The 15,171-nt window shown below is 41.0% G+C and carries 14 protein-coding genes; 12 read left to right on the forward strand and 2 right to left on the reverse strand.

Features of this window, described 5'->3' with window-relative positions; genetic code table 11:
• The first annotated feature begins 13 nt into the window (after positions 1–13).
• Positions 14–385, forward strand: coding sequence for a protein YgfX (locus CWC17_RS08065; RefSeq protein WP_349654487.1), 372 nt, complete (start codon positions 14–16; stop codon positions 383–385).
• Here CWC17_RS08065 and nadB read toward each other — a convergent pair.
• A complete protein-coding gene (gene nadB / locus CWC17_RS08070) occupies positions 360–1,970 on the reverse strand; it encodes an L-aspartate oxidase (RefSeq protein WP_138612560.1) in 1,611 nt (536 codons plus the stop codon). The two genes, CWC17_RS08065 and nadB, sit on opposite strands and share 26 nt — an antisense overlap.
• Before the next feature lie 245 nt (positions 1,971–2,215).
• On the opposite strand from nadB, the gene rpoE reads away from it, so the two are divergent.
• From rpoE to pdxJ, 10 genes are all read left to right on the forward strand, one after another.
• Positions 2,216–2,797, forward strand: coding sequence for an RNA polymerase sigma factor RpoE (gene rpoE, locus CWC17_RS08075; protein WP_004586222.1), 582 nt, complete (start codon positions 2,216–2,218; stop codon positions 2,795–2,797).
• 1 nt (position 2,798) lies between these two features.
• The gene (locus CWC17_RS08080) at positions 2,799–3,425 is read left to right on the forward strand and encodes a sigma-E factor negative regulatory protein (RefSeq protein ID WP_138542072.1); all 627 of its coding nucleotides are present in this window, start codon (positions 2,799–2,801) and stop codon (positions 3,423–3,425) included.
• Between the two features lie 4 nt (positions 3,426–3,429).
• Positions 3,430–4,380 (forward strand): MucB/RseB C-terminal domain-containing protein, encoded by a 951-nt coding sequence (locus CWC17_RS08085; protein ID WP_055017376.1) that lies wholly within the window; start codon positions 3,430–3,432, stop codon positions 4,378–4,380.
• Between the two features lie 19 nt (positions 4,381–4,399).
• Positions 4,400–4,849, forward strand: a complete 450-nt coding sequence (locus CWC17_RS08090) for a SoxR reducing system RseC family protein (RefSeq protein ID WP_055019290.1) — start codon at positions 4,400–4,402, stop codon at positions 4,847–4,849.
• A gap of 189 nt (positions 4,850–5,038) precedes the next feature.
• A complete protein-coding gene (lepA, locus tag CWC17_RS08095) occupies positions 5,039–6,826 on the forward strand; it encodes a translation elongation factor 4 (RefSeq protein WP_055017378.1) in 1,788 nt (595 codons plus the stop codon).
• 16 nt (positions 6,827–6,842) lie between these two features.
• Positions 6,843–7,778, forward strand: coding sequence for a signal peptidase I (gene lepB / locus CWC17_RS08100; protein WP_004586227.1), 936 nt, complete (start codon positions 6,843–6,845; stop codon positions 7,776–7,778).
• A gap of 2 nt (positions 7,779–7,780) precedes the next feature.
• Positions 7,781–8,458: a ribonuclease III gene (rnc, locus tag CWC17_RS08105; protein ID WP_055017379.1), complete on the forward strand. Its 678-nt coding sequence runs from the start codon at positions 7,781–7,783 to the stop codon at positions 8,456–8,458.
• Complete coding sequence (gene era, locus CWC17_RS08110; protein ID WP_138612561.1) at positions 8,448–9,380, forward strand: GTPase Era; 933 nt, start codon at positions 8,448–8,450, stop codon at positions 9,378–9,380. Before rnc ends, era begins: the two co-directional genes overlap by 11 nt.
• 20 nt (positions 9,381–9,400) lie before the next feature.
• A complete protein-coding gene (recO, locus tag CWC17_RS08115) occupies positions 9,401–10,093 on the forward strand; it encodes a DNA repair protein RecO (protein WP_055019286.1) in 693 nt (230 codons plus the stop codon).
• A gap of 21 nt (positions 10,094–10,114) precedes the next feature.
• Positions 10,115–10,846 carry a pyridoxine 5'-phosphate synthase gene (pdxJ, locus tag CWC17_RS08120; RefSeq protein WP_138542074.1) on the forward strand — a complete coding sequence of 244 codons (732 nt, stop codon included), beginning with the start codon at positions 10,115–10,117 and terminating at the stop codon, positions 10,844–10,846.
• A gap of 107 nt (positions 10,847–10,953) precedes the next feature.
• On the opposite strand, the gene barA is transcribed toward pdxJ, so the two are convergent.
• Positions 10,954–13,728, reverse strand: a complete 2,775-nt coding sequence (gene barA, locus CWC17_RS08125) for a two-component sensor histidine kinase BarA (RefSeq protein WP_138542075.1) — start codon at positions 13,726–13,728, stop codon at positions 10,954–10,956.
• Positions 13,729–13,839: 111 nt separating this feature from the next.
• Here barA and rlmD point away from each other — a divergent pair, with 111 nt between their 5' ends.
• Complete coding sequence (rlmD, locus tag CWC17_RS08130) at positions 13,840–15,165, forward strand: 23S rRNA (uracil(1939)-C(5))-methyltransferase RlmD (protein WP_138612562.1); 1,326 nt, start codon at positions 13,840–13,842, stop codon at positions 15,163–15,165.
• Positions 15,166–15,171 lie beyond the last annotated feature (6 nt).

The following is a 15,171-nucleotide window of genomic DNA, read 5'->3' on the forward strand; positions in this document are numbered from 1 at the left end:
ACATCGGCCTGTGGTGCTGTTTTTCTGCTTATTGAGTGTTGTATTAGGGCTTTACTTGAGCTCTTTTTTTAGCATTGTTGTCTGTTTAACTCTAAATGCAATTGCACTTTGCTGGGTATGGCAAAAGATACTCGCAATTCACCCAGATAGTGGCGTTATTATTTTAGAGCATAAACAAATACGCTTTGAAAACGAAAACGTAAAGATTCAAGGGCAAATCACCCCAAAAACTATCATATTAAATACCAGTGTATGGCTACATATTAAAGGCTTTAATAAACGTCAGTGGTTAATTATCTCAGCCAATAGTGTGAACAATCAAAGCTACGCGCGGTTAAAGCGCGCAGCTTTGATTGCTATTAATGACGAGGAGGAGTCAAAATAGTAGGCGTTGGGTTTTCATTTTGCTCAGGGTAGTCAATTGTATAGTGTAAGCCCCGACTTTCTTTACGTTGCATTGCGCTTCTAATAATAAGTTCGGCTACTTGCACTAAATTACGAAGCTCCAATAAGTTATTACTGACTCTAAAGTTTGCGTAATAATCATGTATTTCTTGCTGCAATAATTCAACACGATGTAGTGCTCGCTCTAGGCGTTTAGTTGAGCGCACAATACCTACGTAATCCCACATAAATAATCGCAGCTCGTGCCAATTATGGGTAATAACAATTTCTTCATCAGAATTACTGACTCGGCTTTCATCCCAGTTTGGAAGTGCAAGAGGTTCAGGCGCCTCACCGAGCTTACTTAAAATATCTTTCGCAGCAGCATGGGCAAATACAATGCACTCTAATAGTGAATTGCTCGCCATACGGTTTGCACCGTGCAAACCCGTGTAGGCAACTTCGCCTACAGCGTATAAGTTATCTAAATCAGTTTTACCGTTAAAGTCACTCATTACACCGCCACAAGTGTAATGCGCAGCAGGTACAACCGGAATAGCCTCTTTGGTTATATCCAGCCCTACACTTAAACATTTTGCGTAAATAGTCGGGAAGTGCTCAATGATAAAGTCTTTATCTTTGTGGCTAATATCTAGGTACACACAATTTGCACCTAAACGTTTCATTTCAAAGTCGATAGCCCGAGCCACTATGTCGCGCGGAGCAAGCTCTTCTCTATCATCAAAGTCTTTCATAAAGCGGGTGCCGTCGGGGCGCTTTAAATACGCACCTTCGCCACGCATGGCTTCGGTAATTAAAAAGTTTTGCAGCTCAGGGTGGTAAAGGCTGGTGGGATGAAATTGATTAAATTCCATATTGGCTACTCTACAGCCTGCACGCCATGCCATGGCAATACCGTCACCGCTAGATACATCAGGGTTTGAAGTGTATAAATACACCTTGCTTGCTCCCCCTGTAGCGAGCGCTACAAACTTAGCGGAGATAGTTTCTACTTTTTTTGCTTTTTTATTCCACACGTACATGCCATGAATATGCGAACCTGGTTTACCTAAGCTTTTATCACTAATCAAATCGATGGCATTATATTGCTCGAGTAGGGTAATGTTTTTATGCGCTTTAACTTGGCTAATCAACGTGGTTTGTACAGCCTTACCAGTGGCATCGGCTGCATGTAAAATTCGACGATGGCTGTGTCCGCCTTCGCGGGTTAAATGGAAACGCTCTTTTCCTTTACTATCAAACTCCATATCAAAAGGAACGCCTTGCTCAATGAGCCATTGTAGACACTGGTGCGCATTACTTGCAGTATAATGCACCGCTTCTCGGTCACATAAACCGCCGCCGGCATCGAGAGTGTCTTCAACATGCGATTCTATGCTGTCGTTTTTTTTATCAAATACTGCGGCAATCCCGCCTTGTGCATACAGTGTCGAGCCTTCGGTAAGGGCCCCTTTACTGATCACAGTAACATTACAATAGTTAGCTAAAGACAATGCAAGCGATAAGCCCGCCGCGCCGCTACCGATAATAGCGACATCAGCAATATGATGTTTATTTTGGTTCATGTCAGAGGTACTTTGCGGTTACAATGCTCAAATTAGAGCAATATTTGTTTTTAATAATGTAGTTGTATCATATTTGTCATATTACTATGTAGTGATTTTAATGGCTTAGCGGCGTTATTTAAGACTATTTTATAAAAAAAGAATATTAAGCAGAACTTTTTATTCATAAAGAGGTCAGAGTATTTGTGAACAATGGCGACACTATGAATAACCAGCAAGAATCAAACAGAGGAGTACCGGCTCGAATGAGCGAGCAGGAATTAGATTTAGCGCTTGTAAAAAGGGTCCAGCAAGGAGATAAAAACGCCTTCAACCTATTAGTAAAGAAGTATCAGAACAAAATTGCAGGGTTGATTTCACGTTATGTGTCTAACCAAGGCGATATTGCAGATGTAGCACAAGAGGCATTTATTAAGGCTTACCGTGCACTTCCAAACTTTAGAGGTGATAGTGCCTTTTATACGTGGTTATACCGTATTGCCGTTAATTGTGCTAAAAATTATTTAGTAGCTCAGGGCCGTAAACCGCCAGCAAACGATATAGACGCTGAAGATGCTGAGTTTTATGATGGCGCGGATTCGATGCGTTCTAACGCATCGCCTGAGAACTTACTGTTAAGCGACGAAGTACGCGCTGTTATTTTTAATACGATTGATAGTTTGCCTGAAGACCTTAAAACCGCGATTACCCTAAGAGAAATCGAAGGGATGAGCTATGAAGAAATAGCCGTGGTAATGGATTGCCCTGTTGGGACAGTACGTTCGCGTATTTTTAGAGCCCGAGAAGCAATAGATAATAAATTAAACCCATTAATAGGCGAGTCTTAGTATGACAAAAGCACACGTTAACAAGTTGGATAGCGAAACGTTATCAGCATTACTTGACGGCGAACAACACCTTGCAGAGGGTAAAATTTCTGATGAAGATGTTGCTACGTTTGGTCGATATGCGCTAATTGGTGATGCGATGCGTGCTCAAAAAAATAACAACGACATACACATCGATATAAGCGAAAACATAGCTTTAGCACTTGAAAGTGAGCCTGTGTATGCCGATTTCACTCAATCAACAGTAAAGAACGCTCCAGATACCGAGCAAAGTGATGCGCAGCAAGATAATAAAGTTGTGGCGTTTAACTGGCGCAGGCCGGTGGCACAACTTGCTATTGCTGCAAGCGTAGCTATGTTTGCCATTGTTGGCGTAAATACCTTACCACAAGGGGCGGGCGAGCAAGAAAGCGAAATTCCGCTGTTACAAACTACCCCGTTAACTGGTATGGCATCACCGGTGAGCTATTCATCAGAACCTGCTCTTGAAAATGCTGAGCAAGGTTTACGCGAATTACAGCAACAACGCATTGGCGCGTTAGTTTTAGAGCATCAACGTCAAGCACGTGTTGCACACTCTTTGCAAACAGCGCAAAATAGCGACAAAGCGCAAGAGGAAAAAAACTAATTAAATGAAAGTAATTACTTTTGTTCTGTCGTTAGTAGTAAGCTTTACTGTTTTTGCTAACGACACAAACCCCGCCAAAGATTTACTACTTAACATGGCAAACGCTGTGCATACCCGTAATTTTGACGCCTCCTTTGTGGTGGTAAAGGGTAAAGCAATGGAACCCTACCGCTGGGTTCATGCAAAGCAAGGTGAAACAGAGCTTGAGCATTTAAGTTTACTTAATGGCGCGGGCTTAGAAATGGTTAGAATTAACGACCAAGTTACCTACTTTGAACCGCAATCTCAGCCATACTCTATCAATACAGATTCTATTGCAGGGCCAATACCGGAAGTACTATTTAAAGATATTGAAGCGCTAAGTGCCCAATACGATTTTGTACTAGGCGGCAAAGGGCGTATTGCAGGGCGAGCTGCGCAACTAGTGAGAATAGAATCAAAAGATGAACACAAATATAACTATTGGATTTGGCTTGATACTGAGTCGTCACTGTTGTTAAAAGCCGCTTATGTTAACCACCAAGGCGAAGCCCTAGAGCAGCTGCAGTTAACCCATATTAGTGTAACAGAGCAGCCGGCACCGATGATTTTAGAAGTCCTAAATCGTAATTTCCCAACGCCGTTACCTGGTAACGCATTGGAAGGTGAAAAAAGCAGTGCCACAAACTGGCACATTGGCTGGTTGCCTAGTGGTTTTAAATTACTAAAATCAGATCGTCATAAGCTTGATTTAAACAACGAGCTTACCGATTATTATTTATATTCAGATGGGTTTGTTGAAATATCTGTTTTTGTACAGCGCCCCTTACCGGGTCGTCGCTTAAGTGGATCATTAACATCTGGCGCAACGACAATTTATGTGCATAATGGCGGAAACTTTGATGTATCTGTTGTTGGTAATGTGCCAAGCCAAACCGCCAAGGCAATTGCAGAGTCGGTGACTCGCGCATTATAAACAATTCGTAAGGGTTGTTATGATTGAACAAACACTTACAGTGGTAGCCCTAGAAGGCTCCACTGCTCACTTAGAAGCCCAGCAAAAAAAGGCCTGCGAAGGGTGTAATGGCCGCTGTGGCTCACAAGTTTTTGCCAAACTCTTTGGCAGTGATAAAAAAACCTTTCCATATCAATTCGATACACCCGTTGAAGTAGGCCAAAAAGTCACGCTCTCATTAGATGATTCGCATTTAGTAAAACATGCCTTTGCAGTATATATGCTGCCTTTATTCTTAGGCTTAGCGTTGGCATTTGTTAGTGCCGAATTACTACTTTTAGCGCAGGGATGGCAAATTTTATTCGCCGCTTTGGGTGGAGTAGGTGGTTATTTTTTAGCTAAAAGCAAAGTGAAAACATTAAGACACGATGTAAAAGTGATAAAAATTCATCCAATTAGTCTTCCTTTAACGCAAATAGATGGTGATTAAGGCCAATTAAATGTAAAATTGCCGTTTTATACCAGAGTAACTTGGAAATACAGGGTAAAAAGGCAATTAATAATTTGGTTATACAATGCGTATTTAGCCATTAATATTGCACTTGTGCTCAATAAGTATTTTCAAGTCACTCAGGTGTTCGTACTTAGCCTATTAAAATAGAAGTTTAGAATCCAGTTTATGAAGCATATCCGTAATTTTTCGATCATCGCCCATATCGACCATGGTAAATCGACCCTTTCTGATCGTTTGATCCAGGTTTGTGGTGGCTTAACAGACCGCGAAATGCAAAAGCAAGTGTTAGATTCAATGGACATCGAGCGTGAGCGTGGTATTACCATTAAAGCGCAAAGCGTAACACTTAACTACACTGCTAACGATGGCGAAACCTATCAACTTAACTTTATCGATACACCAGGGCACGTTGACTTTACTTACGAAGTTTCTCGCTCGTTAGCGGCATGTGAAGGTGCGCTTTTAGTAGTAGATGCCGGACAAGGTGTTGAAGCTCAAACGCTGGCAAACTGCTACACCGCCATTGAAATGGATTTAGAAGTAATCCCTGTATTAAATAAAATAGATTTACCACAAGCCGACCCACTTCGAGTAGCGGAAGAAATTGAAGATATTATTGGTATAGATGCTCTAGATGCCGTGCAATGTAGTGCAAAAACCGGTGTGGGTATTGCCGAAGTACTTGAAATGATTGTTAAGGACATCCCGCCACCGGTAGGTGAGAAAGATGAACCTTTACAAGCGCTTATTATTGACTCATGGTTTGACCCATACCAAGGTGTTGTATCACTAGTACGTATTAAGCATGGAGAACTACGTGCTGGCGACAAAATAAAAATAATGTCAAACGAGCAAGTTCATATAGCTGATCACGTGGGGATCTTTACCCCTAAACAAACCAACACAGGTATTTTACGTACTGGCGAAGTAGGGTTTGTTATTGCTGGTATTAAAGAAATACATGGTGCCCCAGTCGGGGATACCATCACACATCAAAAAAATGCGGCACCAGAGCGTTTACCAGGCTTTCAAAAAATTAAGCCGCAGGTCTATGCTGGCATGTTCCCAATTGCCTCAGATGATTACGAGTCGTTTCGTGATGCACTAAATAAACTAAGCTTAAATGATGCATCGTTGTTTTTTGAACCAGAAAACTCAACAGCACTTGGTTTTGGTTTCCGTTGTGGCTTTTTAGGTATGCTACACATGGAAATTATTCAAGAACGTTTAGAGCGTGAATACGATATTGATTTAATTACCACCGCGCCTACTGTAATCTACGAAGTAGTTACTAAAGAAGGTACGCGTCAAATCGACAACCCGTCTGACTTACCGGCGGTTAATGATATTGTAGAAATACGCGAACCGGTAGTAGAAGCTAACATACTTGTGCCTCAAGAGTTTTTAGGTAGCGTAATAACGCTGTGTATCGAAAAACGTGGTGTTCAAACTAAAATGAGTTATCACGGCAAGCAGGTCGCTGTAACTTATGAGCTACCTATGGCTGAAGTGGTTATGGACTTTTTTGATAAATTAAAGTCAACCAGTCGTGGTTTTGCATCGCTTGATTACAACTTTAAGCACTTTCAAACATCAGACATGGTACGTGTTGATATACTTATTAATGGTGAACGCGTTGATGCACTTGCTATTATTGTACACAGAGATAGTGCTCAATCGCGTGGTCGTCAGCTTGCTGATGCGCTTAAAGAGCTTATTCCGCGTCAAATGTTTGATATTGCGATTCAAGCTGCAATAGGACAACATGTTATTGCGCGTACCACGGTTAAGCAATTACGTAAAAATGTAATCGCTAAGTGTTACGGTGGTGACGTGAGCCGTAAGAAAAAGCTATTGCAAAAGCAAAAAGATGGTAAAAAACGAATGAAGCAATTGGGTAACGTAGAAGTACCGCAAGAAGCGTTTCTAGCTATTTTGAAAGTTGGTAAATAAAAACAAAGGATTATAGATGGCTGGTTATTTCTCAGTTTTATTGGTGTTATTAACATTAGGCTCAGGTTTAATATGGTTAATTGACCACCTAATGTATGCGCCAAAAAGGCAAGAGCGATTAGCGCTTGCTCAAACATCTGCCGGTGGCCAGCTTGATGAAGAAACAGCGGCGTTAATTGCACCTGAGCCGGCTATTACAGAAACTGCAAAATCGATTTTTCCGATGATTGCAGCTATTACTATTTTTAGGTCGTTTATTTTTGAGCCTTTTCAAATACCATCAGGTTCAATGATGCCAACCCTATTGGTGGGCGACTTTATTTTAGTGCAAAAGTACTCATACGGGATTAAAGACCCGGTATGGCGAAGCCAGCTTGTAGATGTAGGCGAGCCTGAACGTGGCGATATTGTTGTTTTTAAATACCCATTAGATGAGCGAGTAGATTATATAAAACGTGCTATTGGTTTACCGGGCGATAAGATTGTTTATCGTGATAAACGTTTGTATATTCAACCTAATTGTAAAGAAGGTGAGACCCAGCAGGGTGACCTACTTTGTAATGAGTTTAATAAAATTGATTTTAAATTAATTAACGATAATGAGTTTAAACAAGGCCAAATGTCGCTTGCGCGTGTAAATGAAGATTTAACGACACTCAAGCATGACATTTTAATCAACCCACGCGCACCTGAACGTAAAGGGCGTTACTATCAGCAACCAGGTACTCCTTCTGATGAATGGACCGTACCCGCTGATCATTATTTTATGATGGGTGATAACCGCGACAACAGCCAAGATAGTCGCTTTTGGGGCTTTGTACCAAAAGAAAACTTGGTGGGTAAAGCTGTCTTTATATGGATGAGTTTTGAATTTGAGAATGGCCCAGATGATGTTTTACCAGGATGGGTTCCAACTGGTGTTCGTTTTGAACGCCTAGGTAATATTCAGTAACAATGAAAAAAAATGTAACAGAATTATATAAACGAATTGGCTACGAATTTGCTGATCAAGGTTTACTTGAGCAAGCAATGACACACCGCAGTCATAAAGGTCAACACAACGAACGTTTAGAGTTTTTAGGCGATTCAATTTTGAGCTTTGTTATTGCCAATGCTTTGTACGACAAATTTCCAAAAGCGCGTGAAGGTGATTTAAGCCGTATGCGCTCTACGCTTGTGCGTGGCCAAACATTGGCTGAATTTGGTCTCGAGTTTGGTTTAGGCGATTATTTACGCTTAGGGCCTGGCGAGCTTAAAAGCGGTGGTTTTCGTCGTGAATCAACCTTGGCTGATGCCGTAGAAGCTATTATTGGTGCTGTATTTTTAGACTCTAATATAGAGCGTTGTGGCGAGCTGATTTTAGCGTGGTACGAATCTCGACTTGATGCTATTTCACCAGGGCTTAATCAAAAAGATCCTAAGACCCTGCTGCAAGAGTATCTACAAGCCCGTAAGTTATCTTTACCGGGCTATACTGTTGTTGATACTAAAGGCCAAGCGCACAATCAAACGTTCACGGTTGAATGTATAGTTGAAGGTATGGATAGCATTATTTCTGTTGGTAGCTCGCGCCGTAAAGCCGAACAAAAAGCTGCCGAAAAAGCATTGAAGATACTAAAAAATGAATCTTGATACCTTAATACAGCCTCATGAAGGTGACATTGATACGTTTTGTGGCATGGTTGCCATTGTTGGCCGCCCTAATGTAGGTAAATCAACATTGCTTAATGAAATCATTGAGCAAAAAGTAAGTATAACCTCGCGCAAGCCACAAACAACGCGCCATCGTATTATGGGTATTCATACTGAAGGGCAGCATCAAGCTGTTTATATTGATACGCCGGGCTTACACGTTGAAGAAAAACGCGCTATTAACCGCTTAATGAACCGTGCTGCTTCGAGCTCAATTGGTGATGTAGAGCTGATTATTTTTGTTGTTGAGGGCACTCACTGGAATGCCGATGACGAAATGGTGCTTAATAAAGTATCGCAAAGTGGTAAGCCTGTTTTACTTGTTATTAATAAAATAGACCTAGTTAAAGACCGCGACTTAGTATTACCGCATATGAAAATGCTTGGCGATAAATTTGATTTTGTGGGCATTATGCCGGTGTCGGCAACGCAAGGTAAAAACGTTGACTTAATTAAAGCCGAAGTGACTAAACGCTTACCACCGTGCGAGTTTTACTTTCCTGATGACTATGTCACTGACCGCTCAATGCGCTTTATGGCAGCAGAAGTGATTCGTGAAAAGCTCATGCGCTTTATGGGTGAAGAGCTGCCGTATTCTGTTACTGTAGAAATTGAGCAGTTTAAATGGCAAGAAAACGGTGTGTGGCATATCAACGGGTTAATTCTTGTTGAGCGTGAAACCCAAAAACGAATGGTTATAGGTAACAAAGGCGAAAAGCTTAAAGTGATAGGCCGTGAAGCCCGTAAAGACCTAGAAGAAATGCTCGATAACAAAGTGTTTTTAGAGCTTTGGGTTAAAGTTAAATCGGGTTGGGCAGATGATGAACGTGCCTTAAGAAGTTTAGGCTATGGCGAAGATTAACCTGCATTTAGCCAACTAATATGGATAGCGACTTCTACACAGCGTACCTATTACATCGGCGTCCTTATAGCGACTCCCAAGTAATGCTTGATATGCTGGTAGAAGGCGTCGGCCAACTTAGAATGCTGGCGCGAATTAGTGGTCGCCAGGCCACTAAACACAAAGCACAATTACAGCCTTTTCAGGCACTGCTTGTTCACTACAGTGGCAAGTACGATTTAAAATACATTAATAAATTTGAGCTGCATGGCAATCCTTTATATTTAACAAAGGATAAGCTTTACTGTGGCTTTTATTTAAATGAGCTGACTAACCGCATTGTGCCGGTAAACGAGCCACTTGAACACGTGTTCGAGCTTTACAAAACTCACCTAGAGAACTTAAATAGCGATGTTGATTTACAGTCGGTGCTGCGCTCATACGAGTTTCAGCTATTAGAGCTTTTAGGTTATGGTGTTGACTTTAGCTTTGATGCCAGTGGTGAGCCAATTGATGAAAAGCAAACGTATAGTTATTTCCCTGAGCTGGGTTTTTTGGTGCAACAAGATACGCGCTCTGGGTTTAGCGGTTCGCAGCTTAAAGCGATTGCCAATCATGATTTTAGCCAAAGCGATGTACTTTATATGGCAAAACAATTAAGCCGTTATTTACTAAAACCTTTACTGGGTAATAAACCATTAAAAAGCCGTGAATTATTTATGGCCTCTCAATAAACATATTTTACAGGTAACAAAATGAAAGACATTCTTTTAGGCGTAAACGTTGATCATATTGCAACGCTTCGCCAAGCGCGTGGTACATCATACCCAGATCCAGCACATGCGGCCAGTGTGGCAGAGCACGCCGGTGCAGATGGTATTACTATTCACTTGCGTGAAGACCGCCGCCATATTCAAGACCGTGATGTATACGTAATGGCTAAAACGATTCAAACGCGTATGAATCTTGAAACCGCAGTTACCGATGAAATGATTAACATTGCCCTAGAAGTAAAGCCAGAATACGTATGTTTAGTGCCTGAAAAACGTGAAGAGCTAACGACCGAAGGCGGCTTAGATGTGGCCGCTAATGTAGATAAAATTAAAGCGGCCACTAAAACATTGACTGATGCGGGTATTAAAGTGTCATTATTTATTGATGCTGATAAAGCACAGTTAGATGCTGCTAAAGCGTGTGGCGCACCGTATGTAGAAATTCACACCGGCGCCTATGCAGATGCCACTAATGATGAAGAGTTACATAAAGAGCTTGAGCACATACGAGAGGGTGTAAAATACGCAGCGAGCTTAGGCTTAATTGTAAATGCAGGCCATGGTCTTCATTATCATAATGTAAAGCCGATTGCTGCAATGCCTGAGATTTATGAGCTTAACATTGGTCACGCTATTATTGCGCGTGCAGCTATTGATGGCCTTGAAAAAGCAGTACGCGACATGAAACGCCTAATGATAGAGGCAAGGTTATAAATTTAACCCTATGGTGACAGCATTTAATAGCAATACTTAACTAAGTAAAGCCGTAATATTAAAACCTATTAAAAGCGCATTTACTGCGCTTTTTTATTATGTGTTTTTTAGCGTTGATGCTCAGTAACACGTGCATCTGCCATGAGATTTTCCAGCTCATCCTGCAGCTCAAATAATTCAGGCTCAACGTTATCGAGCACACAGTCACTTTTAAGTGAGGTTTCTATGGTTTCTGCCAGAGATTTAAGCTTAGGCACCCCGGTATAACAGCACGCGCCATGGAACTTATGAATAACACTTAATACTGTTTGGCAATCGTTTTGTTCAATAGCCTCGTTAAGCTGCGAGAGCGTCTCTGGCACACTATGTAACAGCATATTAAGCATTTCCATCGCCAGCTCACCTTTGCCGCCAGCGCGCTGTAGCGCAAGCGACCAATCTAAGCAGTTACTTTCAAATGGAGCTGGGCTTTGTGGCGTTACACTTTTAATTTTGTCGCGGGTTACAGGCGATTGCGGACTATGATCGCAAATAATTTGGCTGAGCATATCTTCATCAATAGGCTTAGTTAAATAGCCTTTAAAGCCATCTTTTAATAGCTGCTCTTTTTCACTGTGCAGTGCATGCGCGGTTACCGCAATAATAGGCGTGTCTTCGTTTAAAGACGACTCCTTAATCAGTTTACAGGCGGTAATGCCATCCATTATCGGCATTTGTATATCCATAAAAATAACATCGTACTTGTGGCTTTTACTTAAGCTGTAGGCTTGAGAGCCATTGTAGGCCGTGTCTATAAATTCAACTTGTTCTTTTAACAAGGTGCAAATAAGCTTTAAGTTTGCATCGTTGTCATCTACCACCAGTACTTTTAATGGCAATAAGGTTTGATCGCTTGGCTCAATATTTAAGGTTGGGTGATCAAGTCGATAAGGTGCAGCGAGTACTTCACATAATTTACGATGATTAAGCGGCTTGCTTAAACAGGCATCGGCGCCGCTGCCAATAAATGCCTCGCGCATATTATGTGATACCGTATTGAGCATAAGGTATAAATAATCGCACGACTCGCGAACCATATTCACATAGCCTTTAAGGCGCTGCATATCATCTACCGATGCCATATCACCAATAATACAAATATCGTATTTAAACATTTTATGCTTGATAGCATCTAAAAACGCAGCCTCATTAAAGCAGGCCGTTACAACCGCCTCCCACTCGTTTAATACAGAAAGCACTGAGTGATGCGTATGCTCGTGTGGCTCTAAGTATAATATGCGTTTACCAATAAGAGACTTAGAAGGTAGGTCGTTACTGAAGGTATGATCAGGCAACCTAAACACACCATTAAAGGTAAAACAGGTGCCGCTTCCAGGAGCTGAATTTAGCGTTATTCGGCCATTCATAGCTTCAACAATGTGTTTAGTAATGATTAAGCCTAAACCTGTGCCGCCAAACTTTCGGGTAATGGATGAATCAGCCTGGCCAAATGCGGTAAATAGTGCATCTTGTTTGTCCATTGGTATACCCACACCAGTGTCGGTTACTGAGACTAAAATAGAGGCACGGTCTTCATCTAATAAACGGTAGCTAATATCAACTTTTATTGAGCCTTTTTCGGTAAACTTAATGGCATTACTTAACAAATTAATAAGGACTTGTTTAAGGCGTGTTGGATCACCCGTTAAATCATCAGGTACCTGCGGGTTAATATATATAGATAGCTCAAGTTGTTTTTCATGCGCCGAAGGCGCTAATAATGTCATCACTTCGTTTACGCTATCGCGCAGTTGAAACTGGATGGATTCAAGTTCCATGGCGCCCGCTTCAAGCTTAGAAAAATCTAAAATATCGCTAATAATCGTCAATAAGCTGTTGGCAGAAAGCTCTATGGTATCGAGGTAGTCTTTTTGATGTTTATTTAAAGGTGTTTTATACAACTGCCGCGTAAAGCCAATAACCCCATTAAGCGGGGTGCGTAGCTCGTGACTCATTTTAGCTAAAAAGTCAGACTTAACGCGGTTCGCATCTTGCGCCTCTTTTTTGGCCATGGTTAGCTGAATATTTGAAGTTTCGTATTGCTCTAGGGTTTCGCGGTAATCACTGGTGGCCTGATCAATATTTTTCTGCATTTCGTCTTTTTGCATAACCATAGTGTGGGCAATGGTATTAAGCCCTTCACGCAACAGTTCAAATTCTCCCATCATGGTGTCGTTTAAACCAGTGTCTCTTTTACCCTCTACTAACTTGTCGGTAGCAAGTACCAACTTATTAAGTGGGTTCATGAACATCCGGCTAAGCTTAAGGGCTAAAATAGAAGCCAATACTATTGAAAATAAAATAACAATGCCGCTAATTAACACCGCTCGTTGCTGGCCTATAATGGCTTGGTCTTTATTTAGTTGCAAAATAACGGTGCCAAGCGGGGTTTGAAAATCATTAATATCCCATTTTGATACCGGCGCGGAGTGATTAAAAATAGGGGTGTAGAAGGTGATTAATTCTTCAGTCTTATTAATTTTTGTTGTATTGAGGTTTTCAATTTGTGCTTTTTGGGTCAGTTCATCAAACGAGCGATGATAGTTACTGGTCATAATAAGCTGATTGTTAGTATCAAAAATAGCAATCGACTTAATGGTAGGAGAGTGCTTATTGTGCGTGTAACTAATAAGACGATTGAGCAGCTTTTTATTTTTTTCAAGTAAGGGCTGCTCTAATGCAATTGCTAGGGGCTCAGATATTGAGCTGCCTTGTTGATATAAAATTTCATCAAGCTCAATGTAACGATTTATTGTAAAATAGCCGCCAAGTAACAAACCAATGATCACTGTGGGGATCAAGGTTAAGGTTAAAACAGAATCACGTAAGCCTAATTTGGTCATAATGGAAGCGTTATTATCATTATTAGTATGCACCGAGTATATACGGTTCATCGGCTATTCTCAAAGCATCTGATTTGCTTATACGTAATACAAAATTTAAGGTAATGCCGCATGGCGCAAATTTTTAAAGCAAAGAAAAAACCACTTAAACAGCAAACACTCACACTTAATATTACGGCCATGGATCATCAGGGGCGAGGTGTTGCCAAACACAATAATAAAGTGTGCTTTGTAAGCGGCGCTTTAACGAATGAGAAAGTAACGGCAAGCCTAATAGAAGATAAAGCTAAGTACAGTAGTGCTAAGTTGGTTAAGGTTATTAATCCAAGCGATGCACGCACGCAACCATTTTGCCTGCATTATAATCACTGTGGTGGTTGTCAGTTGCAGCACCTTGAAATAAATCAGCAAGTGGTTGAAAAGCAGACTGCAGTGACGCAATTATTTAAAAAGTTTGCCAAATTAAGCGACTTAAATTGGCAATCTCCTTTGTTAAGTAAACCCACTCATTACAGGCGCAGCGCCCGAATTGCTGTAATGTATGATAAAGCAGCTAAAAAAATGCGAGTTGGGTATCGTGCGCTTAGCTCTAAAAATGTGATTAGTATTGAGCAATGTGATGTGCTTAGTAAGGTATTTACTAACGTATTTAGTGTTTTTGAAACGCTTATTAATCAATATAAAGCGCTACACAGTATAAGTCATTTACAGTTATGCCAAAACGAAGCTGGGAACTTTATTGTTATTCGTCATACTAAAGCGATAGCAGATGAAGCCAAAAGCTGTGTACAAGAGGCGGCAAATGCACAGCAGTGGTTAATTACTTGGCAAGACAGCAGCGATGTTATAGAACAAGCTCACTTACCTACGCCTTATTATTTTTTAGAAAAGTTTAATTTAAAGTTCGAGTTTGGCCTTGGTAATTTTATTCAAGTAAATGATGAAGTGAACCAAGCTATGTTAATGCAGTCGGTAAATTGGCTTAACTTGCAAGGAAACGAGCAGGTATTGGATTTATTTTGTGGTATTGGTAACTTTTCATTAGTGCTTGCTCAGCATGCTAAATCGGTTATTGGCGTAGAAGGGGTTGCATCGGCGGTTGCAATGGCGACACAAAATGCGCACACTAACTCTATTACTAATGCGCACTTTCATTGTTTTGATTTAACGCAAAAAATTGAAACAGCACAATGGTTTAATAAGGCGCTAGACGTATTAGTATTAGACCCTTCTCGTACCGGTGCTATGGCTGTTTTAGAGCAACTACCTTTAAAGCAGTTTAAAACCATTTTATACGTTTCTTGCGATCCTGTTACTTTAGCCCGTGACAGTGCAATTATTTCGCAAGCAGGTTTTGAAGTTACTAAAATTGGGCTAATGAATATGTTTCCGCATACAGGACACATAGAAACAATGGCGTTATTTCAACGGAGGTAAAGCGTT

Source organism: Pseudoalteromonas sp. S3785 (assembly GCF_005887365.1).
Taxonomy (GTDB): Bacteria; Pseudomonadota; Gammaproteobacteria; order Enterobacterales; family Alteromonadaceae; genus Pseudoalteromonas.

Coding starts and splice junctions, on each gene's coding strand:
- nadB (WP_138612560.1), bottom strand. CDS start 1,970: ATGAACCAAAATAAACATCATATTGCTGATGTCGCTATTATCGGTAGC.
- rpoE (WP_004586222.1), top strand. CDS start 2,216: ATGAGCGAGCAGGAATTAGATTTAGCGCTTGTAAAAAGGGTCCAGCAA.
- CWC17_RS08080 (WP_138542072.1), top strand. CDS start 2,799: ATGACAAAAGCACACGTTAACAAGTTGGATAGCGAAACGTTATCAGCA.
- CWC17_RS08085 (WP_055017376.1), top strand. CDS start 3,430: ATGAAAGTAATTACTTTTGTTCTGTCGTTAGTAGTAAGCTTTACTGTT.
- CWC17_RS08090 (WP_055019290.1), top strand. CDS start 4,400: ATGATTGAACAAACACTTACAGTGGTAGCCCTAGAAGGCTCCACTGCT.
- lepA (WP_055017378.1), top strand. CDS start 5,039: ATGAAGCATATCCGTAATTTTTCGATCATCGCCCATATCGACCATGGT.
- lepB (WP_004586227.1), top strand. CDS start 6,843: ATGGCTGGTTATTTCTCAGTTTTATTGGTGTTATTAACATTAGGCTCA.
- rnc (WP_055017379.1), top strand. CDS start 7,781: ATGAAAAAAAATGTAACAGAATTATATAAACGAATTGGCTACGAATTT.
- era (WP_138612561.1), top strand. CDS start 8,448: ATGAATCTTGATACCTTAATACAGCCTCATGAAGGTGACATTGATACG.
- recO (WP_055019286.1), top strand. CDS start 9,401: ATGGATAGCGACTTCTACACAGCGTACCTATTACATCGGCGTCCTTAT.
- pdxJ (WP_138542074.1), top strand. CDS start 10,115: ATGAAAGACATTCTTTTAGGCGTAAACGTTGATCATATTGCAACGCTT.
- barA (WP_138542075.1), bottom strand. CDS start 13,728: ATGACCAAATTAGGCTTACGTGATTCTGTTTTAACCTTAACCTTGATC.
- rlmD (WP_138612562.1), top strand. CDS start 13,840: ATGGCGCAAATTTTTAAAGCAAAGAAAAAACCACTTAAACAGCAAACA.